Origin of the sequence: Flintibacter muris, from assembly GCF_943192995.1 — a bacterium.
GTDB lineage: Bacteria > Bacillota > Clostridia > Oscillospirales > Oscillospiraceae > Lawsonibacter > Lawsonibacter muris.
Genome location: NZ_CALPCP010000049.1, coordinates 1 through 21434 on the forward strand (window position 1 = coordinate 1; position 21434 = coordinate 21434).

The 21434-nt window shown below is 53.3% G+C and carries 28 protein-coding genes and 1 pseudogene; 18 read left to right on the top strand and 11 right to left on the bottom strand.

From position 1 onward, the window contains the following. The 6 genes and pseudogenes from NFS22_RS20575 to NFS22_RS20600 form a co-directional block, all read right to left on the bottom strand. Positions 1 to 216 (bottom strand): annotated as a pseudogene (locus NFS22_RS20575) (sigma-70 family RNA polymerase sigma factor); the annotation flags it as partial. Between the two features lie 452 nt (positions 217 to 668). Continuing rightward, positions 669 to 1961: a M56 family metallopeptidase gene (locus NFS22_RS20580; protein WP_251319571.1), complete on the bottom strand. Its 1293-nt coding sequence runs from the start codon at positions 1959 to 1961 to the stop codon at positions 669 to 671. 10 nt (positions 1962 to 1971) lie between these two features. After that, positions 1972 to 2331 carry a BlaI/MecI/CopY family transcriptional regulator gene (locus tag NFS22_RS20585; RefSeq protein ID WP_016324176.1) on the bottom strand — a complete coding sequence of 120 codons (360 nt, stop codon included), beginning with the start codon at positions 2329 to 2331 and terminating at the stop codon, positions 1972 to 1974. A gap of 332 nt (positions 2332 to 2663) precedes the next feature. Further along, positions 2664 to 3011 (bottom strand): plasmid mobilization protein, encoded by a 348-nt coding sequence (locus tag NFS22_RS20590; protein ID WP_251319595.1) that lies wholly within the window; start codon positions 3009 to 3011, stop codon positions 2664 to 2666. Between the two features lie 584 nt (positions 3012 to 3595). Continuing rightward, positions 3596 to 3931 carry a transposase gene (locus NFS22_RS20595; protein ID WP_251319572.1) on the bottom strand — a complete coding sequence of 112 codons (336 nt, stop codon included), beginning with the start codon at positions 3929 to 3931 and terminating at the stop codon, positions 3596 to 3598. Beyond that, on the bottom strand, positions 3931 to 4332 hold the full coding sequence (locus NFS22_RS20600) for a transposase (protein WP_251319573.1): 402 nt from the start codon (positions 4330 to 4332) through the stop codon (positions 3931 to 3933). The genes NFS22_RS20595 and NFS22_RS20600 overlap by 1 nt, the downstream gene beginning before the upstream one ends. Positions 4333 to 4522: 190 nt before the next feature. Here NFS22_RS20600 and NFS22_RS20605 point away from each other — a divergent pair, with 190 nt between their 5' ends. Next, positions 4523 to 4870 (top strand): response regulator, encoded by a 348-nt coding sequence (locus NFS22_RS20605; protein WP_251319574.1) that lies wholly within the window; start codon positions 4523 to 4525, stop codon positions 4868 to 4870. 5 nt (positions 4871 to 4875) lie between these two features. Here the strand turns inward: NFS22_RS20605 and NFS22_RS20610 are convergent, their stop codons facing one another. The 3 genes from NFS22_RS20610 to NFS22_RS20620 are packed head-to-tail and all read right to left on the bottom strand — an operon-like array spanning position 4876 to position 5747. Continuing rightward, positions 4876 to 5076 carry a helix-turn-helix transcriptional regulator gene (locus NFS22_RS20610; RefSeq protein WP_251316564.1) on the bottom strand — a complete coding sequence of 67 codons (201 nt, stop codon included), beginning with the start codon at positions 5074 to 5076 and terminating at the stop codon, positions 4876 to 4878. A gap of 3 nt (positions 5077 to 5079) precedes the next feature. Next, positions 5080 to 5217, bottom strand: coding sequence for a hypothetical protein (locus tag NFS22_RS20615; RefSeq protein ID WP_251319575.1), 138 nt, complete (start codon positions 5215 to 5217; stop codon positions 5080 to 5082). 29 nt (positions 5218 to 5246) lie between these two features. Next, the gene (locus tag NFS22_RS20620) at positions 5247 to 5747 is read right to left on the bottom strand and encodes a DUF3796 domain-containing protein (RefSeq protein WP_251319576.1); all 501 of its coding nucleotides are present in this window, start codon (positions 5745 to 5747) and stop codon (positions 5247 to 5249) included. 250 nt (positions 5748 to 5997) lie between these two features. On the opposite strand from NFS22_RS20620, the gene NFS22_RS20625 reads away from it, so the two are divergent. From NFS22_RS20625 to NFS22_RS20700, 16 genes are all read left to right on the top strand, one after another. After that, a complete protein-coding gene (locus NFS22_RS20625; RefSeq protein ID WP_251319577.1) occupies positions 5998 to 6717 on the top strand; it encodes a LytR/AlgR family response regulator transcription factor in 720 nt (239 codons plus the stop codon). Continuing rightward, the gene (locus tag NFS22_RS20630) at positions 6714 to 8018 is read left to right on the top strand and encodes a sensor histidine kinase (RefSeq protein ID WP_251319578.1); all 1305 of its coding nucleotides are present in this window, start codon (positions 6714 to 6716) and stop codon (positions 8016 to 8018) included. The genes NFS22_RS20625 and NFS22_RS20630 overlap by 4 nt, the downstream gene beginning before the upstream one ends. Continuing rightward, positions 8011 to 8214: a hypothetical protein gene (locus NFS22_RS20635; RefSeq protein ID WP_251319579.1), complete on the top strand. Its 204-nt coding sequence runs from the start codon at positions 8011 to 8013 to the stop codon at positions 8212 to 8214. The genes NFS22_RS20630 and NFS22_RS20635 overlap by 8 nt, the downstream gene beginning before the upstream one ends. A 2-nt stretch (positions 8215 to 8216) precedes the next feature. Next, a complete protein-coding gene (locus NFS22_RS20640; protein ID WP_251319580.1) occupies positions 8217 to 8753 on the top strand; it encodes a GrpB family protein in 537 nt (178 codons plus the stop codon). 26 nt (positions 8754 to 8779) lie between these two features. Further along, positions 8780 to 8962: a DUF6440 family protein gene (locus NFS22_RS20645; RefSeq protein WP_251319581.1), complete on the top strand. Its 183-nt coding sequence runs from the start codon at positions 8780 to 8782 to the stop codon at positions 8960 to 8962. Positions 8963 to 8986: 24 nt separating this feature from the next. Continuing rightward, the gene (locus NFS22_RS20650; RefSeq protein ID WP_251319582.1) at positions 8987 to 9385 is read left to right on the top strand and encodes a GNAT family N-acetyltransferase; all 399 of its coding nucleotides are present in this window, start codon (positions 8987 to 8989) and stop codon (positions 9383 to 9385) included. A 27-nt stretch (positions 9386 to 9412) separates the two neighbouring features. Beyond that, positions 9413 to 10093: a DUF5301 domain-containing protein gene (locus tag NFS22_RS20655; RefSeq protein WP_251319583.1), complete on the top strand. Its 681-nt coding sequence runs from the start codon at positions 9413 to 9415 to the stop codon at positions 10091 to 10093. 53 nt (positions 10094 to 10146) lie between these two features. Further along, a complete protein-coding gene (locus NFS22_RS20660) occupies positions 10147 to 10902 on the top strand; it encodes an N-acetyltransferase (protein WP_251319584.1) in 756 nt (251 codons plus the stop codon). Positions 10903 to 11003: 101 nt separating this feature from the next. Next, positions 11004 to 11576 carry a VanZ family protein gene (locus tag NFS22_RS20665; RefSeq protein ID WP_251319585.1) on the top strand — a complete coding sequence of 191 codons (573 nt, stop codon included), beginning with the start codon at positions 11004 to 11006 and terminating at the stop codon, positions 11574 to 11576. Positions 11577 to 11703: 127 nt separating this feature from the next. Further along, the gene (locus NFS22_RS20670; protein WP_251319586.1) at positions 11704 to 12597 is read left to right on the top strand and encodes an ABC transporter ATP-binding protein; all 894 of its coding nucleotides are present in this window, start codon (positions 11704 to 11706) and stop codon (positions 12595 to 12597) included. After that, a complete protein-coding gene (locus NFS22_RS20675; protein ID WP_251319587.1) occupies positions 12598 to 13845 on the top strand; it encodes an ABC transporter permease subunit in 1248 nt (415 codons plus the stop codon). A gap of 402 nt (positions 13846 to 14247) precedes the next feature. Continuing rightward, positions 14248 to 15087, top strand: coding sequence for a recombinase zinc beta ribbon domain-containing protein (locus tag NFS22_RS20680; protein WP_277614937.1), 840 nt, complete (start codon positions 14248 to 14250; stop codon positions 15085 to 15087). Continuing rightward, the gene (locus tag NFS22_RS20685; RefSeq protein WP_251319589.1) at positions 15084 to 15848 is read left to right on the top strand and encodes a recombinase family protein; all 765 of its coding nucleotides are present in this window, start codon (positions 15084 to 15086) and stop codon (positions 15846 to 15848) included. Before NFS22_RS20680 ends, NFS22_RS20685 begins: the two co-directional genes overlap by 4 nt. A 31-nt stretch (positions 15849 to 15879) precedes the next feature. Beyond that, positions 15880 to 16368, top strand: coding sequence for a recombinase family protein (locus tag NFS22_RS20690; protein ID WP_251319590.1), 489 nt, complete (start codon positions 15880 to 15882; stop codon positions 16366 to 16368). Positions 16369 to 16371: 3 nt separating this feature from the next. Beyond that, entirely contained in the window at positions 16372 to 18021 is a 1650-nt protein-coding gene (locus tag NFS22_RS20695) for a recombinase family protein (RefSeq protein ID WP_251319591.1), read from the top strand. A gap of 14 nt (positions 18022 to 18035) precedes the next feature. Continuing rightward, positions 18036 to 18788 (top strand): metallophosphoesterase family protein, encoded by a 753-nt coding sequence (locus tag NFS22_RS20700; RefSeq protein ID WP_251319592.1) that lies wholly within the window; start codon positions 18036 to 18038, stop codon positions 18786 to 18788. Between the two features lie 117 nt (positions 18789 to 18905). On the opposite strand, the gene NFS22_RS20705 is transcribed toward NFS22_RS20700, so the two are convergent. Together NFS22_RS20705 and NFS22_RS20710 are read right to left on the bottom strand one after the other, a co-directional pair. Continuing rightward, complete coding sequence (locus tag NFS22_RS20705; RefSeq protein WP_251319593.1) at positions 18906 to 19316, bottom strand: hypothetical protein; 411 nt, start codon at positions 19314 to 19316, stop codon at positions 18906 to 18908. Positions 19317 to 19509: 193 nt separating this feature from the next. Then, positions 19510 to 20769, bottom strand: a complete 1260-nt coding sequence (locus tag NFS22_RS20710; RefSeq protein WP_251319594.1) for a leucine-rich repeat protein — start codon at positions 20767 to 20769, stop codon at positions 19510 to 19512. Positions 20770 to 21245: 476 nt separating this feature from the next. Here NFS22_RS20710 and NFS22_RS23800 point away from each other — a divergent pair, with 476 nt between their 5' ends. Continuing rightward, positions 21246 to 21374 carry a hypothetical protein gene (locus NFS22_RS23800; protein ID WP_277614938.1) on the top strand — a complete coding sequence of 43 codons (129 nt, stop codon included), beginning with the start codon at positions 21246 to 21248 and terminating at the stop codon, positions 21372 to 21374. Positions 21375 to 21434 lie beyond the last annotated feature (60 nt).

The following is a 21434-nucleotide window of genomic DNA, read 5'->3' on the forward strand; positions in this document are numbered from 1 at the left end:
AATGATTTCCTCCGGGGTCAGGGGCGGGAACATCACATCCGGCTCAAAGCCGGGGTCAGCGTCCAGGGAGCACTCGTTATGCTCCCGCTTGCGGCGCTTGTAGCTGTCACACTGACGGCCCCCGGCAGAGAGCACAGCGGCGATCTCGTCGGAGACTTCCAGGGTGATATTTTCGGTCATGTGGGGATAGTAGCGGTTCAATTTGATGGTTGTCATATGTAACCTCCATTTCGATGTTGGCGGAAAGGGACAGATCGAAATGGAGGGGCGGGGAGCGGCAGCGGGCCTCTGGACACGGTGTCCAGAAGCACCGCCTGGATAGAAAAACGCCCGCATAGCGCAAGGCTATACGGACGTACCGGGGCGACAGGATATTACAATTTTCGCAGTTTTGGGTAGGGCTACCCTTTAGAGGGGGTGGGCTTTTTTTGACAGCAAACTATAAGAAAAGGACATGACAATACCTCCTGGATACCGTCGTGTCCTTAAAAATGGGCGACTTTAACACACCCTCCGTTTTCCATTTTTTCAAAAGAATGCGGCGGCTTTGAATTTTATATTTCAAAACCGCCGCAAGGCTCTTATTTTCTGTTCATGGCGCACCAGTTTTCAGCCGCCAAAACAACGGTTTTTTTATTATGCCGTGTTTGCTCGGTTGAAAGCTCAGGTCAATCTTCCCAAAACACCTTGCCCTCGTCAATCAGGTCGAGGATTTTTGCCCATTCTTCCGGGGTATGTTTACGCTCGTCATCGTGGCTGACTGAAAGCAAAGTAGTATTTGCTACATTGGCGGGGGCGTTCAAATCTTCGGGTTCCTCTCCAAGTTCATAATTGAGCGCACCATCCATGTCCATATACTTTTCAGGAATTACGGTTTCATTTTTATCCTGATTTCCAGTTACGCCGGGCGGTACAGCATTGATATTATCACGCACCAATGCTGCGTCATCATAGGCCGGATTTGTCAGCTCAGAGGGAATATTGCTCGTATTGTCAGTAGCCGTAGCAATAGCGGAGGTTGCAAAGGCAGTAGTTACACCGACAACCAAGGCCAGGGCCAGAGCGAGCGAGAAAATTGATGCCTTTTTGAATTTCATAATTGCTGTTATCCTTTCTTCTATCGCATTTTTGTTGAAATTGTTGCACAGTGGAGCAAAGCCGCTTTTTGTTTCTTCCATGCTGATCAGCGCCCGCGCATAAGCCGCCTTTGTTGTTTCCCCGAAAAGGCGGACAACCGCCTCATCGCAGGATAGCTCAATATCCCGGTTAGCAAGAATATACATCACCCAAACCAAGGGGTTGAACCAATGCACACACAGTGCCGCAATCAACACCAATTTTGTGATGCTGTCAAAGCGCCGGATATGAACATATTCATGCGCCAAAACATATTGCAGCGCCTTTGTGTTTTCCCAATCGGTGGATGTTGGCATTAAAATCACGGGGCGAAATACGCCGTAAGTCAGCGGGGCGGAAAATCGGCTGGACTGTCGAATGGAAATCGGACGTTTCAGTTGGTGGGCGTTTAGCCAGCTTTTGATGAAGTCATTTTTTACTGGCAGGGATGTTTGAAATTCCTGTCGGCACTTCCAATACGCTATTGCAAAAACCATAGCGCAGACCAGCATACCAGCGGCCCAAACAGCTCCCCCAATAGAAACGGTACTTGTGGTATTGCCAATATCACCGGGCATAGTAGCCATTTGCCCTATCGTATCAATCGGCAATACCTTGTCAATCTGTGGGACTTTTGTTGCGGCAATCCCGGAAGTTTGACTGCCTATCAGCGAATATACGCTGAACGTGGAGGGGAGTGAGAACGGGAGCAACAGCCGCGCAACCGCTATCCCCCAAAGTGCCAGGAAAGTCTTTTTGGGCAGTAAGCTGATCGCCAGGGCGCGTATGATGGTGATTGCCAAAATCATCACGGCCCCCGCAAAGCTCATTTGCAATAGGCTCATTTGCACCACCTCATTCCAAATCCCCAACAATCTGTTTCAGCTTTTCAATTTGCTCGGCACTCAGTTTTTTTCGCCCCAGCAAAGCCGCGAACAGCTTGTCGGCAGAGCCGTCATATACCCTGTCGATCAGCTCGTTTGTTTCCGCCTCCTGTACTTCCGCCTGCGGTACAAGCGCATGACATATGAAACCGGGTTCGGAGCGTTCAATAGCCCCCTTTTTAATGCAACGCTTAATCAGGGTATAGGTGGTATTTACATTCCAGCCCAATTCCTCGGTCAGCAGTTTGGCGATATGTTTCGCGGGAACGTCGCCATCGCGCCAAAGGACGGACATCACTTTCAGTTCAGAAGCAAACAGCTTAATGTCCATTTGGTAACACCTCCTTTTTAAGACTGTGGTAGTGGCTACATTCATATACTATCACAGTCTTAATCGCTCGTCAATACTACTTTGGTCTTAAAAATAAAATTTGGATAAACCTTGTGAATGGTTATCACACGCTAAAAGCACTACTCCATTTTTGCACCGTTTCCGGAGGACGCGCTAAACGGCAAGCAGGGCGAGTGTCAACACACTCACCATTTTCGCCTTGCGAAAATGCTTGTTGAGGTTGCACCCCAAACCCGCCGGAGGCCTCTGGACACCGTGTCCAGAGGCCTCCCTGTCTGCGGCCCGTCGCTTTGCTCCTGGGCCTTACGCGCTTACAGCGCAACCACCTCCGAAAGCCTCTCCAGCAGTTCGGAAAGCGGCCCCCATAAGTCCGCATAATCTTTTTGCAGGGCCTTGATTTCATCCGGGTAAACCCCGCCGTTGATATTCTCTCGGACCGCGATTTGATTGAGGTTTTTCGCACACCGCCTTTGCAGAGAAACAATGTCTTTGACGGGAGCGAGGTCAACGTGGAGCACATAGCCGTTGAGGGCCATTTTCCGCACATAGGCTGAAAGGTTGCGGATACCCACATCCGCCATGCGCTCCTGGATTTTTGCCCGTTCATCTGGAGACAGCCAAACATGGAGCAGCGTGTTCCGAACACGTTTCTTTCCCACAACCACAGTTGACGGACTTTGGAGGCTGCAAAACGTTGATTTTTTACCGTTCATAGATACCTCCCATAAATTCAAATTGTTGACAGTATCCCGATAAATCGGGCCTGGGGAATGATACTATACCAGCCCCTATGAAACCAAGGCCGGAAACCCTTGCGGGGCAAGGCGTTGAAATTGCCAATTGTCCACATATCAGCCGTGGAAAGATAGCGATTTGAGAAGAAGCGGTTCGACCCTATCCCCCCGCCCTTTCCCTATCCAGGGAAAGGGGGCGGCTCTGGAGGATATATCCCCCGTCGCGCCTTGGGAGGTAGCACAGCCGGGACAGCCAGTCAAGGGTGCGGAGCACCGCCGCGCAGCGGCGGCTTTGCCCTTGACAGGCAGCCCCGGCTGTGCTATGGGTGGCGCGGCGACGGGGGATATATCCGGCAGAGCCTCCGTGGACGGAACGGTGAAAACGGGCGGGGGCGCTTCTGGTCACGATGTCCAGAACACATACAAAAACACCGCTTCGTTTTTAGCGAAAGCGGTGTTTTGCGTAAGGTTGACAGCCCATTATGTTGTTAGTTTTCTGTTTCCCTTTGTCAAGAGAAGATAGCCACAGCAGATGAAACGGAGATTTCATAATCTTTACTGAGGCGTCTGGAATGATTGAGCCAGGAGAGGGTGCGTTCCACCACCCAGCGCCACGGGAGAATTTCCCATTGATGGGGCTTGATTTTCTCTGAAATATCAGCGTCAAGCTCAAGCTGTTCCTTCAAATCAGAAACGAAAGTACCCCGATATCCAGCGTCCGCACAGAATTTCTGAATCGACGGATACCGCTCATATGCTCGTTTTGCGGTCGATATTCCACTTTTTGTGTCATGAATATTGGCAGCATGGACCACAACAGACAGCAAACAGCCCAGCACATCCACTACAATGTGCCGCTTCCTGCCTTTCGTTTTTTTCCTCCATCAATTCCTCGTTCTTCGCTGGCCGCTACCGTTTTCACACTTTGGGAATCAATGATTGCGTAGCTTGGACTCTCCTTGCGTCCGGCATTTGTTCGTGTCTTTTTCACAAGATGCTCCAGAATTCTATCCCACAGTCCGCTGATCCGGGCGCGGCGATAAAAACTGTGTACGGTTGAATACGGCGGAAAATCGTGGGGCAGTTGTCTCCATTTGCACCCTGAATCCACCAAATACAGAACAGCATCCGTCAATTCCCGTTTGCTCCATGTGCACTTACGCATCCCTGTATAGAGTGGGGCAATTTCTTCCCACTGCTCATCTGTCAAGTCGCTGGGATACGACTCTCTTTCTTTTTCTTCCATGTCTCTATTTTACCATACGTTTCCTCTTTTGTGAATACAGGTTCTCAATTTCGTAGCGGACAAGCTGATCGAATACGCCTACCGGCAATCGTGCGGGGAGGCGCAGCCAGACTTTCACAAGCTGCTGTATGTTCATGCCGATACCGCTGATACCAGTAACGGACTGCGATCCGGGGTATTGAGCGCGGCTATGCTTCAAAAAGGATTCTATATTGTGACCGCAGAGACGTTGGTCGGCGCAAATGACCTGCTGCTGGAGGATGACAATATTGAGTTGATCCTGTGCGACACAACTTTGCCCGATGGGTCAGGGCTTGATCTGCTCCACAGCCAGCGGAATTTAGCGGAACGGTATGGGACTCTTGTAAAATCCAGACCGCTCTTTATCCTGACAGACAGCAGGGATCTCGCAACAGAATACCAATACCGGCAGGAGGGCGTCAATGACTATTTGACATCCCCGGTCAACATCCCGGAACTGATTCGACGTATCCGCTATTTTATAGCGCCTCAAGAACAGATACAGGCGGCGGAATGAGGCCGTCAATCGAAAATAAATATTTCTTCGATGGGGGCCTCAACCGCCCTCGAAATATCAATAGCTAATTTCAGAGAGGGATTGTACTGTGCTTTTTCCAGCCGCATGATGGTTTCCCGGCGCACACCTACCTGCGCGGCCAGCTGTTCCTGTGTCAAATCCTTCAGCTGCCGGTACTTTTTTAATCTGCACTCAAACTCGGCCATGTCTTATTCTCCGCCCTCCTCCGTCTGGTCGTCGTGGTCATAGCGGTAAAGCAGATACTCCGGGAGAAAAATGCCCAGGGCCAATGTCAGGGAGAGTACGATAATCGTGGCAATCAGGGTATATTCCAGGCTGCCGAACAACCTCCCCTGACAGAGAATGACCAGCGCAATCAGTGTAATGCTGAACGTGATTTTGTAGTATTGAGCTGGGCGCGGGCAACATTCTCTCGGAAGCGTTCATCCATGAAGATTCCAGACATTTTTCCCTCATAGAAAAATCCAAAAAAGCCGAAAAACAGGAAAAACACAAAGGGGAAAACAGTGCCCATGGCGGAGTAAGTCCAGAAACCCGCAAGGCCCAAAAATCCCAGCAGCCCCAGGAACCCCAGCTTGGGATTGACTTTGCGTGTCATGTTTGTCTTTGCGACATTCTTCTTGCTTTTCCCAACGCTGATAAACAGCTGGATAAACAGAGCGAGCGCATAGACGCAAGTGAGGGAGATGGATAAAATCATGGGCAGGTCCTTCGGGGTAAAGGGGTAGCTTCCAAAGTCCATGGGAGCGACCAGGCGGGAATCGTTAAATGTAACAGCGTACCAGACTGAGAGCAGCACAGCCGCGATGCAGAAGATCCCGCAGCCAACCCAGATTTTTACCTGATTCTTTTTCATGTAGTGCCTCCAATTAACGAGATATATTTATCTCTTGATAGGACAAATATATCACTTCTCTTTCTTCGTGTCAATAGGAAAATGAGAAATATTTGTCTCTTTCCATTCTGGACACTTCGGAGTGACCATTACAAAACATTTCGTGACATTCAGAGAGCATTTCATAACAAACAGGCGGATGGCTGCTTGCCAGTACAGGGCAGCCGTAGTATAATATTTCGTCATAATCATAAGGGAGGTGGAGCATTCCATGCTGCGTATTGCCATCTGCGACGATGACAGTGCCATCGTCCAATCCAATCGAAGCATCGCAGAGGACTGCCTGAAGCAATGCGGGAGTGCCGGCGAGATCGCCGCCTATACTCACAGCGACAATCTCCTCTACGACATCACCGAGGATGGGTTTTTCTTTGACCTGATCCTGCTGGACATTGAAATGCCCGGCAGCACCGGGATGGAACTGGCCGGGAAAATCAGGCCCTTTCTGCCCAACGTGAAGATCATCTTCATTACCTCCCATGTGGAGTATGCCATCGACGCCTTTGAGCTGTCCATCTTTCGGTACGTCCCCAAGAACGACATCGCCCGGCGGCTCCCTGGAGCGATTTGCGACGCCATCCGGCTGATCGAGCTGGAGGAGGGGCAGTTCTACACCATCCAGACCAACAGCCGCCTGGAGAAAATCCCGTATAAGGAGATCCTTTTCCTCTCCCGGGACGGCAAAAACACCAGCATCACCACCGCAGGCGGGGCGGCCAAGGTGCGCAAGAGCCTACAGCAGGTCTATGAGGAACTGGCCGCGGAGGAATTTATCTTCATCGACCGGGGCTGCATCGTCAACATGATCCATGTCATGCAGGTCAAGGAGGGCATAGCCGTCCTGAAAAACGGTGCCGCCCTCCCCATCAGCCGCTCCCATCTGCAAGAGGTCAAGGCGCGGATCAACGCCTACTGGGGGGCGCACATATGACGGACGTGTTTCTGCTGCTCTCCGGCCTGTTGACCGGGGCGGTGCGTGTTCTGGTGGGTCTGACTCTCGTCCACCGGCTGCTGTCCATAAAAAGGCCGGATCGAAAAAGCATCGCGGCGGGACTGGCCGGTGCGCTGGTTCTCACGGTTTTGCTGTCCCTGCTCCATGCGCCGGATTTCTACCGAATGGCTCTGGAGGCGGTTCTGATCGCCGCCTGCGCCCACCGGCTGCAAGGGGCCAAGCTGAGAATGGGCCTGTTTGTGGGCATCTTTTATGAGATTGGCGTCTCCTTCTGGTCGTTTCTCCTGCCGGCATGGATGGGCGTGCTGTTCCGCTCCCAGGACTTTCTGAGCGCCAGAACGCTGGCCGGACAGTCCGCCCTCTCGCTGCTCCACGGGCTGCTGGCCGTTTTGGCGGTCTGGCTCTCCAGAGGCTGGGAGATTAACCGCAAATCTGCGTTCCGGGCCGTCTCCGCACTTACGCTGGCGGGATTCCTGGGGGTCATCACGCTGTCGGAGCAGACCGTTCTGGCGATTCCCGACGATACCCTCTATATGTGGACCATTCTGGCGGTGGTGCTGATGATGTCGGTGCTGGTGTTCAACATCAACCGGCAGTATGAGGTGGAAAAGGAGCTGGCAAGGCTGAAATCGGAGCAGGCCGAGCTGCTGGAGCGGGACTACACCGCTGTCAACCGTGCCTACCAGGTCAACGCCAGGCTGTTCCACGACCTCCACAACCACATTGGCGTCCTGCGGCAGTTCCTCACCCATGAGAAGTACGGGGAGGCAGTCCGCTACCTGGACGAGTTGCAGGCCCCGGTGCGAAACCTGACCGCCACCGTCTGGACAGGGGACGAGACGGCGGACTACCTGATCAACAGCAAGGCGGCTGCGGCGGAGGCCGATGGCATCCAATTCCAGGCCCAGGTGGAGTTCCCCCGCCGTACCAACATCCGCAGCGTGGACCTGTGCGCGATTTTGGGAAACCTGCTGGACAACGCCATCGAGGCGGCCCGGCAGGTGCCGGACCCATCGGGCCGCACGGTAGCCCTCACCATCCGCCGCATCCACCAGATGCTGGTCATCAAGGTGGAGAACAGCCTCGCCGCCTCCCCTGTCCAGGAGGGCGGCGAGCTGAAAACCACCAAGACCGGGGGCGGTCTCCACGGCTGGGGCCTGAAAAGCGCCCAAGCCGCCGCAGAAAAGTACGATGGCATGGTGCAGGCCGGTGTCTCCGGGGAGGTTTTCCGGGCGGTGGCTACGCTGTCCTATCAAGGAATGGAGGATATTCATGAGTAAATACGACGCTTTGTGGGCCTATGTGCAAAAGGATGGAAGCCCGACCCTCAAATTGACCTTTGAGCAGATCCAGGAGATCGCGGGGATACCCATTGACCACTCTTTCTTGAAATACAAAAAGGAATTGACGGACTACGGGTATCAGGTTGGGAAAATCTCTATGAAGGAGCGGACGGTTATCTTTAAGAGGACATGAGTATGACAGGGCTGAAAAGAGGAACCGTCATGCTGGCGCCGCACCAAGAAGAATGGACGCAAAATGCGAAGAGGACTATTCAAGTATTAAATCGGCTTTTAGAACCTGTTGCAGTTGACATCCAGCATATCGGGAGCACCGCTATTCCCTCCATTCATGCAAAACCGATTATTGACCTTGTCGTAGGCGTTCGTAACCTGGACGATATAGCGCCTTATGTCGAATTGCTCAAACAGCATGATTTTGTTTTTCGCGGAGAAGATGTTGCGGGACAGCTGCTGTTTGTAATGGGTGATTCTGAAAAGGACACCCGTACACACCACATCCATGTGGTCAGATGGAACGGAGCTGAATGGAACAACTATATCAATTTTCGGGATTATTTGAACCGCTTTCCTGATAAAGCAATAGAGTATGACGTCTGTAAGAAAAAGTTGGTGGCGCAATTTGCAGATGACCGAGGGAGCTATACCACAGGCAAGCAGGAACTGATAGGCCGCTTGCTGAAAGAGGCACATACATGGAAGTCTGGGGCATAGTGTTGCAGACGAGCGGAGGAATGATTATGTTCGGAAAGAAAGAAAAAAGATTCAGCGTAAAAGAAGCGGAAAGCTATAGTGGAAGCGGAACCATCCGGGTCATCGTTGATACAAAGACAGGCGTTAATTACATTATGACAGAAGGCGTTGGCGGTTCGTCTATCACACCCTTGCTTGACAGCAATGGGAAAGTGGTGATTGATAACTGACTTTTTATCGAATGGGGAGGCAAAGTGAAAATCAGATTGGTAAGACCTACGGAACAATTAAAGGAACAGGCAATCAATTTCAGGCAAGAATTTTTTGATAACCACGAGATGGTAATTAACGGAAGCGAATTGCTTGATAAGACGGATCAGTACGAGGATTGGCTGAAGGCTGTGGCCGCTAATACAAGCATTGAAACGGTAAGTGTCAACTGGGTGGTCACAGACACTTTTTTTGCTGTGGATGAAAAAGACCAGATCATTGGAATTATTGATTTGAGGCATACACTGAATGACTTTTTGAAGAATTTAGGGAATTGTGGTTACAGCGTTCGTCCTTCCGAGCGGAGGAAGGGATATGCAACAGAAATGCTCCGTTTGCTGCTGCCGATTGCGAAAGACGCAGGAATGAAAGAGCTGCATTAGCCAAGGGAACAGGTTGTTGTTGACCGCTTGAACGAAGCAATATCAAATTATACAGAAATGAACATCAGGGACGATAAAACCTATTCCCTTAAAGTGATTGATGTGCAGATGCTGGTAACAACATATCTTCCGGAATATACGATCTTTGGAGTTTCCTGCGATGAATATACCGTCCGCCCCAATCAGATCAACGAAGCATTCACGACAGAACAGGAACAGGATTTGCCAATCTGCAATTTTGAGTACCTGCTGCTCTACGATGAAAAAGAAGACAGGTTTTATAGTGTCAAGTTCGAGGCAGAAGGAAGGCCGGTCATACCGGATTTTACAGAAGCGAAAGAATTAAGCGGAGCCGCTTATGAGCTTGAATTACCGTGCCTGGATTCAATCGACAGCATCTCTCTCAAAAAGAATGCGGATCCTCTCATTACCATCAGCGCCCGGAATGATATGGAAACCATTTTGAACATATTAGAAAATACCATGTCCACCACAATGAGCGGGGAAATCGGTACGCCCGTTCGTGTTGAAAACATTATCAATATAGACTTTTTTAGCGGAGAGAACATGATTGGTCGATTGTTTCTATATGAAGATAATGAAAAATATTTTATTGAGCAGACTGGCAATGGAGTGTACACGATTTCCAGAGAACTTTATGCGTCGATAGAAAGTTATGTTCCGAGAGGTGACACATATGGGGAATAAGAAACTGTTGGGGATCGTGCCCCGCAAATCGAACGATACGGAGGTGATCAATCATGGAGTTAATCAAACTGACCCACGAAAATCTTGACCAGGAGCACATCTGCTGCGCCATATCCAGCAGCAAGGACGTGCAGGTCATGTCCAAAAAGGCTTGGTTGAAGGAGCGGCTGGACGAGGGACTTGTTTTCCTGAAAGGCAACGTCCGGGGGAAATGCTTTATCGAGTACATCCCCGCCGAATACGCCTGGGCGCCCGTTGAGGCGGAAGGGTATCTATACATCGACTGTCTGTGGGTTTCTGGACAGTTCAAGGGACATGGGTACTCGAATCTTTTGCTCAATGCGTGCATAGAAGACGGCAAGGAGAAAGGGAAAAAGGGGCTTGTGATCCTGTCTTCCAAAAAGAAGCTGGGCTTTCTCTCCGACCCCGGATATATGCGGCACAGAGGCTTTGTATTGGCGGACACGGCGGAGCCCTATTTTGAACTGCTGTATCTGCCCTTTGAGGAAAGCGCGGAGCGGCCCCGATTTCGGAACACGGTACGAGAGCATGGGGCCCTACCCAGAGGATTTGTGCTGTATTACACAAACCAGTGTCCGTTTACGGCGAAATATGTGCCGGTACTGGAGCGTATGGCAAAGGAGCGGAACGCCGTTTTCCAGATTGTCCACATCCAGACCATGGAGGAGGCCCAGAACGCTCCCTCGCCCTTTACCACCTTCTCTCTGTTCTATGACGGTCAGCTGGTGACCCATGAGATTTTGTCGGAGAAGAAATTTGATAAGATCCTGACAGAGAAGGGAATGTAGGAAAATCGTTAGAAAATCCGTAGGGAAAACGCAAAACAAGTATCGGCGGTTTTGGTATGATAGAGCCAAAACCGCCGGTGTTTTTTGTGGAGGGAATGTCTATGTTTATGATCAGAGAAATCCTGGGCTATTGTATCATCAGTGCCGTCTGCCTCTTGGGTATGGCCGTTTTCTATGCGCCCATATGCTTTTTGCTCCGAAATCGAGTGCCGCCGACAAAGCAGCTTGCCTATTTTCTGTTCGGGGCCTGCGTTATCATCGTCCTGGCGGCGACGGTCATTGTCGGCGCGTCCAAAACAGCTGCGGCAGACCGCTCGCTGAACCTGGTTCCCTTCCAGGCCTTTCAAGAGACCTGGGGTATGCCGGAGCCGAAGAAGATCGCCCAAACTGCCGCGAATGTCGTGATGTTTGTCCCATTGGGCTTTATGATGCCAGTGGCCTTCCGGAGAATGCGCAGCTTTTGGAAAACCGCTCTTTCCCTGGCGCTGTTCTCCTTTGCCATTGAGTTCACCCAGTATTTTACCGGCAGATCGGCGGACATCGACGATCTCATGCTCAATACCTTGGGCGGGATATTGGGGTATCTGATTTTCTTTGTGGTGTCAAAGCTATTCAGGAAAAAGCGTCCTCGCAGAACAAGCCGAGACTATCACCGCTCTGTGAGAAAATTGTAAGAAAGTCCGTAGGAAAACAGAGGAACCCTGTGTGAACGAACGAGAAAACAGCGTTCTTGCTTTTGGTACAATGGCAGTGCCAAGGCAAGAGCGCCTTTATTTTTATCAGCGGGAAAGGAGTTTTAACATGGAATTGCTGATCGACCATGTTTCCAAGCGATTCAAGGACAAAAAAGCGGTCAATGACATCAGCCTGGAGCTGACGCCAGGGGTCTGGGGCCTGCTGGGGGCCAACGGCGCGGGCAAGACCACCCTCATGCGGATGATCGCCGGGATTATGCAGCCTACCTCTGGCCGGGTGGTGTATGACGGTGTTCCCATTCAGGAGTTAGGGGAACAGTACCGGAGCATTTTCGGGTTCCTGCCCCAAGACTTCGGATTCCACCCGGAGTTCACTGTCAAAGACTACCTGGCCTATGTGGCCGCCTTGAAGGGGCTCCCAGAGCGGCAGAGCTGGCGGAGGATTCGTGAGCTGCTGGAGCGGGTCTCCCTGATGGACGTCTATAACAAGAAGATTTCTAAGCTCTCCGGCGGCATGAGGCGCCGGGTGGGGATCGCCCAGGCGTTGCTGAACGACCCGGAGGTGCTGATCCTGGACGAGCCCACCGGGGGCCTGGACCCCGGGGAGCGGGTGCGCTTCCGCAATCTGCTGTCGGAGTTCGCCCATGACCGGATTGTGCTGATCTCCACCCACATCGTCCCCGATGTGGAGTACATCGCCACCTGCCATGCCATCATCAAAGGCGGCAAGCTGTTGGCGACGGGGACGACAGAGGAACTCGTCAAGTTGGTGGAGGGCAAGGTGTGGAGCTGCACCATCCCGGCAGATCTGGTGCCGGAGTATGAGAGCAAGCTACAGATCACCAATCTGCGAAACGAAACCGATGGCAGCGTCTCCATCCGTTATCTGTCAGACCGGCCCCGCAACAATGTTTCTACTGCTGCGGCGCCTCGTCTGGAGGATCTGTATTTGTGGATGTTCCCGGAGAGCAGCGGAGAAAGTGACAGGAGGTATCAGTAAATGAGAATCTTTCGTTTGGAACTGAAACGGGTCTTGAAGTCAAGGCTCACCTGGATTTTGCTGGCGCTGGCATTGCTCCTCTCCGTCCTGCTGGCTTGGCTGCCGACCACCTACTGCTACAGCAATTACACGGACGAGGCCGGGAACGAGGTCAACCTGACCGGACTGGCCTCTATCGCCTACGAAAAGGAGCGTCAGGCGGATGCCAGCGGCATTGTCACCCCGGAACGGGTACGGGAGGCCGTGGAGATTTATCAAGCCTGCCTCACGTCCTACGGCGTCACGGAGTCCTACGATCTGCCGGAGGGTGTCTATGAGAAGGAGATCCTCCCCATCGCCCCGCTGCTCCATGGCGTCAAGGAGGCGTTTGCCGACCCGGACACCGGCATGGCCCCCACCATCATGGAGATCGACCCAGCACAGATTGACGACTACTATTCCGTCTGTGAGACCCGGATTGCCTCCCTGATGGCGATGGAGCAGCCGGACAGCCCCGCCGTCCAGCGCAAGGCCGTGGAGATGTACAGACGAGTGGAAAAGCCCTTTGCGGTCTATCCCGGCATGAGTTCCACTATTCTGGACTATCAGAACATCATGGGCTTTCTGGTGCTGCTGTTCTGCGTGGTGATTGCAGCCCCGGTGTTCTCCGCCGATTATCAGTCGGGTGCGGACGATATTCTGCGCTGTACCCGGAATGGCCGGGCCAGGCTTGGGATTGCCAAAGTGTTGACCGCCCTGTTCGTCAGTGCTGCCGCTTTTGTAATCTGTGCCGTGGTGCATATTCTGGTGGTCAACAGCCTGTTTGGCTGGGAGTGTACCAAAACCTCTATCCAGATGCTCTACTCCATCGTGACCCTGACCGACATGAATATCGGGGAGCTCCAGCACCTGTTTGCCGTGGCCGGTCTGCTCTCGGTGCTGGCCTCCGTCAGTTTCACGCTGTTTCTCTCCTCCAGAAGCAAGACCACTGTGGCGTCTTTGGCCTCCGGGCTGGTGTTCTGCATCGCGCCGGTGGTGCTCTCCATGACAGTGCCGGGGGCGCTGTCCACCTGGCTGTGCAGCATCCTCCCTGCCAGCGGCACAAGTATCCAGGCCAGTATCCTTTATGCCATCACCGATTTTAAGTTTTTGAGTCTGGGCGGTCTGGCGCTTTGGACGCCCTACGCCATGATCGGGGCCTGTATCATTGAGATACCGCTGTTTGTGTTCCTGGCGGTGCGCTCCTATTGCCGACATACCGTAAACTGAACTGTTTTCTCTATTGAATGAAAACGCCACTCGGGTAAATACCCCAGACATTTTAAGAAAAAATTTTTGAAATGTCCGTTCGGTGTAACAATTCAACCGCTTTTTATGTCGAACCTTGAGAGTGTTCGGACATTTCTGTGACATTTGGGTTTTACAATTCTTTTGTCAGTAAGTTAAGAAACCATAAGAGGATCATCCCAAGCCCTTCTAAACTGTTGAATAGCAGCCAGCGGGTAAGGACACGCCTCGCCCGCTGGCTGCTATCCTCACTGGCTGGTAGGAAGATATTTTGCCACCGGCCAGCAGTGTTACCTGTCTAACCATCGTATCGCTCCGTGTTTTTGCATTTCTCATTCTGGCGAACCAATAGCTGTTCCGCAAGGAAGTCTAATCTATTACTGGTTGTCAAATGAGAAATATGTGGGCGACACCCTCTGCCAGAAAACCTACAAGACCGGCTTTCCCTTCGTCCAGAAAATCAACCGGGGCGAGGTGGACCAATTCTATGTGGAGGGGACCCACCCGGCCATCGTCAGCCAGGAGGTGTATGACAAGGCCCAGGCCCTGCGGCAGATGAAGAAGAAACAGTCCAAAGGCCCGGACGCGGTCTATCCGCTGTCCCGGAAAATGTGCTGCGGGATCTGCGGCTTCACCATCTACCGGAGGATGACCCGGAGAGGCACTGGCGCCTGGAGCTGCGGTCGGCATCTGAGAAGCGCCGCCAACTGCCCCACAGGCCCTATCCTGGAGGAGGATATCTACGCCGCCTTCCTGCGGATGTACAACAAGCTGCGCCTCCATGACGGCATCATCCTGCGGCCTGCCCTGGGCCAGATGGAGGCCCTGGAGACCGCCGTCCAGCGGGACAACCCCGCCATGCTGGAGGTGAACCGGGCCATCGCCCAGGCCACCGAGCGCGGCTATAAGATCAGCAAGCTCCGCACCAACGACCTGCTGGATGCGGACGCCTGCGCCGCTCAGATAGCCGCCAACACCGCCCAACTGACCCAACTCCGGGCCAAGCGCCGGAGGCTGCTGAAGAATGATGACATTGGCGAGGCGGCGGAGGCCCTGCGCCAAACTGTGGACGCCATCCGCCAAGGCCCGGAACGGCTGGACAACTTCGATGAAGCCTTGTTCGAGGAGCTGGTAGAGCAGATCGTGGTCAGCCCCACGGCCCTGCGGTTTCGGCTGTATGGCGGCATCGAGGTAACGGAACGGATCGGGGAGGACGCAAAATGAATCGGAAAGTGCTGTATGGCTATCAGATCGAGGACGGGAAGCTGGTTCCCCAGCCCCAGGAGGCGGCGGTGGTCAGCCGGGTGTTTGCCCTCTGCTTAGAGGGGAAGTTTCAATGGGAAATATCGGACATCCTGAACGCCGAGGGCATCCAGTACAGCCCGGACTGTCCTGCGTGGACAAAGTTCAAGATATCCCTGACCCTCAGAAACCAACGATACGCCGGCGCTGACGGATACCCCGTCCTGATCGGCAGCGAGACCTTCCAGTCCGTTCAGGCCCTGCTTCAGAAGAAGTGGGGGAAGCACGTCCATCGGGAACGCCCGGTGTCCGCCCTGCGGGAGACACTGCGCTGTCCCTGCGGTGGACGCCTGAAGCGGTGGTTCAGCAGCGTACACAGACCCGACACGCTGTACCTTCGGTGCGCTGAGTGCGGCGGGGAGGTTGTCATCCCCGATGCCGACCTGCTGGCGGAGGTGGAGCGGCAGGCGGCGGGGTACATCCCACCGGCAGAGGGCGGATACACCCCCTCTGAGGATACCGTCCGCCTGACCAACGCCATCAACCGTGGACTGGAGAAGCCGGAATGCCCGGAAGATGTGGTGACCCTGATTTTGCAAGGCATTTCCGCCCGGTACGCCTGCTTTGAAGCACCGGCAGCCTCGCCGGACACCCAGCGTCTGATCAAGGAAAAAGCCTATGCGCAGGCGATAAAATATATCACCATCACTGCGGACAACGCAGTGACAGTGACCTTCAAGTAACCGTTCAAAACCGATTGGGAAAGGAGCCGTCATGGAACAGACCGTACAAAAGCAGCGGGTGGCCGTCTACTGCCGGGTATTTGCCGGCAGTGAGGATCACCCCGCCAGCCTCGCCGCCCAGGAGGCGTACTACACCGAGATGGTGGGCCAACGCCCGGATTGGGATCTGGCAGGTATCTACGCCGACAGGGGTATCACCGGCACCGGCCGGCAGAACCGGAAGGAGTTCAAAAAGATGCTCACCGCCTGCCAGAAGGGCAAGATCGACCTCATCCTGGTCAAATCCGTCTCCCGCTTCTCCAGGAATATCATGGAAAGCCTGGAGACAGTGCGGATGCTGAAAGCCCACGGTGTTGGCGTGATCTTTGAAAAAGAGAACATCGACACACGCATGGAATCCGGCGAACTCCATGTTACAGTATTCAATGAACTTGCACGGATGGAGAGCGAGTCCCTTGAAAAAAGCCATGGCTGCCCATGCAGATACGGCTGTGTCCATGTGGCGCACAGGAAGGAGTAAGCTATGGAGCAGACCGTACAGCGGGAGCGGAAGATACGCATCATCCCCGCCACAAAGCCGGTGTCGGCCCCCGGACGAGCCTCCGGCAGCAAGCAGCGAGTGGCCGCCTACTGCCGGGTGTCTACCGACAGCGAGGAGCAGCTCACCAGCTACACCGCCCAGAAAGCCTACTACACCCAGAAGATTGGGGAGAACCCCGATTGGGAGATGGCCGGTATTTTCGCTGACAAAGGCATAACCGGCACAAGCATGAAAAAGCGGACGGAGTTCAAGCGGATGATCGCCGCCTGCAAACGGGGCCGCATCGACCTGATCCTCACCAAATCTCTCTCCCGCTTTGCCCGGAATACGGTGGACAGCCTGGAGATGGTGCGGATGCTCCGGGCAAACGGCATCGGTGTGATCTTTGAAAAGGAAAATATCAATACGTTGACGGAGTCCAGCGAGTTCCTGATTACCCTGTTCAGCGGCTTTGCCCAGGCAGAGAGCGAGTCCATCAGCAAAAACGTGATCTGGGGCATCCAAAAGAGCCGGGAGGCGGGGAACGTCCCCTTCCAGTACCAAAAGCTGTTGGGCTACCGGCGGGGGCCTGACGGCCAGCCGGAGATCATCCCGGAGGAGGCGGAGACGGTAAAGCGTATCTTCCGCCGCTACCTGGACGGGTGCAGCCTGGGCCAGATCAAGACGGAGCTGGAGGCGGATCATGTCCCTACCTCCTGCGGCATCCAGGGTTGGACATATCAGGTCATCCACAACATCCTGGTCAATGAGAAATACATTGGCGACGCCCTTCTGCAAAAGACCTATACCACCGACTGCATCAGCAAGACGGTGAAGAAGAACCAGGGGGAGCGCCCCATGGTGTATGTGGAGAACAACCACCCGCCCATCATCCCGAAAGAGATCTTCTATCAGGTGCGGGAGGAGATGGCCCGCCGGTCCAGCAAGCGGAAGGTGATGCAGAAAACGGGCAAAACCGAGCAGGGCAAATACTCCGCCAAATACGCCCTCTCCGAGCTGCTGGTATGCGGGGAGTGCGGTACGCCATACAAGCGATGCACCTGGGCCAGAAACGGGAAAAAGCGGATCGTCTGGCGGTGCGTCTCCCGGCTGGAGTTCGGCACGAAATACTGCCATACTTCTCCCACGCTGGATGAAGATAAGCTGCACCGGGCCATCCTGGAGGCCATCAACGGCCTTGACCAGACCGGGCAGGAGATCACTGAGGAGTTTCTGGACATCGCCAGTCTCGTCCAGCAGGGACAGGAGAGCGGCGGGGTTGACCCCCTCGCCCTGCGCCAGCGGCTGGCGGCTCTGACGGCGGAACAGGCGGTGCTGATGGAACAGGCGCTGGCACTGCCGGTGGACATGGAAAACAAAGAATTGAACGCCCGACTCAGGGAGATCGCAGAGGAGCGGGAGAGCATCCTGCACCAGCTTGGGACGCTTCGGCAGGCAGATGAGCGGCAGGCTGGCCGAGCGGCCCGGATGGAGCGTCTTCGGGAATTTGTTGAGCAGCGGGAAACGAAATTTGCGGTATACGATGACGCTATCACCCGCAAGTTTGTGGAACAGATCACAGCCCTGAATGCTGAAACCATCCGCATCAAGTTCCGCTATCCGGGGCTGGAGGTTGACAAAAGCCTGAACTGACAGGGAGGATCATGATGGAAATTTATATTATGGGCGACCTCCACGGGGATCTCCGGCGCTTCCAGCCTGAAGTCTTCTACGAGCAGGAGGGCCTTACAAAAGAGGACATGGCTCTGGTATGCGGAGACTTCGGCTGTGTTTGGCACGGCGATGGACGGGATGACGAGAGCTTGGACTGGCTGGAGCGTCGGCCCTTCACCACAGCCTTTGTGACAGGGAATCACGAAAATTATGACGCCCTGCGGAAATATCCGCTGGAGGAGTGGCGGGGCGGGATCATCCGGCGAATCCGCCCCTCGGTGATCCTGCTGGAACGGGGCCAGATATTCGACCTGGGTGGGAAGCGGTTCTTCACCATGGGCGGGGCCAGCAGCCACGACATCCAGGACGGCATCCTGGAGCCGGACGATCCTCTACTCAAGAAGAAATGCAGAGTGTTGGATGCCAGGGGCGCGATGTACCGGGTGAACCACCTGTCCTGGTGGAAAGAGGAGCTGCCCAGCGAGGAGGAGTACCAGACCGCCAGGGCCAGCTTGGACAGAGCAGGCTGGGAGGTGGACTGCATCATCACCCACTGCTGCTCCACCTCGGTGCAGGATGAATTGAGCGGCAGATTTTATCAGGCAGACGCCCTGACAGATTTCCTGGAGGAAGTTACCCAGCGGTGCAAGTTCAAATACCACTTCTTCGGGCATTACCACATGGACAGGATTATCCAAAAGAAATATGTTCTGCTGTACGAGCAGATCATCCGACTGAAACTGTGAAAAGCGTCCGGCAAGGCGGGAACAAGATCGGTTCCTGCCTTGCCGGACGTTTTTCCGTTGTAGCCACAATTCCCGCAGATAGGGCGGTATATCTTCAAACCCGTTGCGCTGCAACGGTTACGGGCCTGCATCTTTTTTCTCTACAGAAGAAATCTCTGCGACTACATAGCCGTCAATAAAGCCGGGCTTGTCAAACACTGTCACTTTACCTTCTACATTTGCCTCGGCCTTCACTGAAATCGCTCCAAGCTTCGACACCTCTGTTTGGATATTATCGAACTTCAAATGCTGGAAGACTTCCGCACTGGGCATATCGCTGATCAGCTTGACAGCCAGTTCATTGGCCTTTTTCTGATACTCTCGCGCAGTTTTACCCTCCTCTGCTTGGGCCTGGAACACCATCATATTTATCGCATGAGCCGCCTCATTCTGCTGCCTGATACTCTCATTATGGGCCGCCGTTCTTGACAGGGATGCGAGCGCAGGAACTGTCCCGCCGATTCCGGAAGCGAGCCCCGCCATAAACATTCCATCGGATTCCTTTTGCATGGGGATATAGGGGGTATAAAGGATGCTTCCTCCCCCTGCTCCTCCCACAATGTCATTAAATTAAGGATTTCCTGCACCTGAAAAAAACGCCCACCCCCTTTTTAAGAAGCAAAAGGGGGTGGGCGTTTTTTCATCGCCTATATGTTGTCAAGACAGCAAAAACCGCCCGGATTTATTTTCCCATAGCGCGATACAGGAACGTGACAATCTGCCCACGGGTACAGGTTGTGGTGGGAGAGAAATTACCGTCACCGGTTCCGCTTGTGATGTTCTTTTCAACTGCCCAAGCCACAGCTTGCGCATAGTCTGCATTGGCAGGAACGTCATCAAAATCAGCTTTGCCAGCGGGCGCGGGGCTTCCCGCCGCTTTCCACATATATTCCACAGTCATGGCTCGGGTGCAGTCAGTATTTGCTCCGAAAGTGGAACCAGATACCAAGCCCTTTTCGGCGGCCCACAGCGCGGCCTTGTAGAAGTAATCGCCGGTCTGAATGTCGGTGAAGGGATTAGCCGCTGTCGGCTCCGGCGAGCCGTTAGCGTGCCACAGGAAGGTCAAAATCTGCGCCTTACTACAAGTTGCGTTGGGGGAAAACGTGGTTTTGCTGGTGCCGCTGGTGATGTTCCTCTCCACCGCCCACAAAACTGCGTCTGCGAAGTAGTCGCTGGATTTCACATCGGTAAAGATATTGGGAGACACAGAAGAAGCGGAGCCGACGCTGTTGTAGTGAATAGTGGCATTTTCCAAAGGGTCGTTACTGAACCAGATTTCGATTTTTTCCCACTGTTCTTGGCTTCCGGTGTAATATACATCTTTTAAATTGGTGGAAAAACCAAATGCTCCCATCCATATTTGGGTAACGCTACTGGGAATGGTCACGCTGGTCAGACCGGTGCAGGAGCTAAATGCGCCTTGGCTAATGCTTGTCAAACTGTCAGGAATCGTCACGGCCGTTAAACTTGTACAACCACTAAACGCCCCAAGCCCCAGTTCCGTAACACTGGAAGGAATAGTCACACTGGTCAGCCCAGTACAGCCCTGAAATGCAGACGATCCAATACTGGTCACACTGTTAGGAATCGTTACACTGGTCAGTTCCGTACAGTCGTGGAACGCATCGTGTCCAATACTGGTCACAGTGTCTGGTATAATTACCGTACTGCTATCCCCGTAGTAGCCAGTCAGCACGCCATCCTCAACCAGAAATTCAGGATACAGACTTTCCAGTGCGTCCTGAAATGCCTTGTCCTGTTCTGGCGTGACCTCTTTATTTAAGGTATTGATGATTTCCTCCACGGTCATATCAGGGAGATATGGGGCCAACTCTTCTGCCATCTTTCTGATTTCCTCGTCTGATAGCGCTAAGGCTGTCGCAGGTAGAAGGAACAAGCACATCACCAAAGCCAGCGCAAGGGATAATAATTTTTTCTTCATCTGTTTTTCTTCCTCTCAAATTTAATTTCCAACGAAGCCCCGAAGGGCGGGCGGGGGGATTGCCCCCGCCCGGGGCTTTCGTCGGAAACACAAAGAGCGGGACCGAGTTTTAACCTCAGCCCCGCCCTGATAAATCACGCAACGCACACTATTTCCCGAATCCGGCCTTGAAAACCCGCGCCAGTTTGGGTATAATAGTCCCGTGGTGTAGTCAAGACTACTGTGCTGAGTGCTTAGGTCACTCGTACAGGGCCGCAGGGTGTTACCAGCACCTTGCGGCCTGCCGCTTTTGTGTCTCCAAGGCTATTCTAACCTATCCCGGAAAAAATTGCAAGGATATTTTCGGAGAAAGTCTGCAAAACAGACTTTCTCGCTTTTTTATCGACATTTCCTCGACTTGTTGATTTTTTCAGCAGTATTTTGAGGTTCTTGCGGTTTTTGACCAAAACCGCTCATTTCTACATCATGGACAAGACATGTTGAAATTTGGATTTTTCCTTAACTTAATGGCTGATTTTGGGGCAATTTTCTTCAAAAAATGGGGAGGTGCAAAAAATGATTTTATGGCATTTCTGGGGCAAGTTGTATTTTTAGGGCAAGCGTGACTTATGCAGGAAAAGAAGCACTCCAGCCGTTTTCTGCTACATTTCCGGGACATGTTGAGA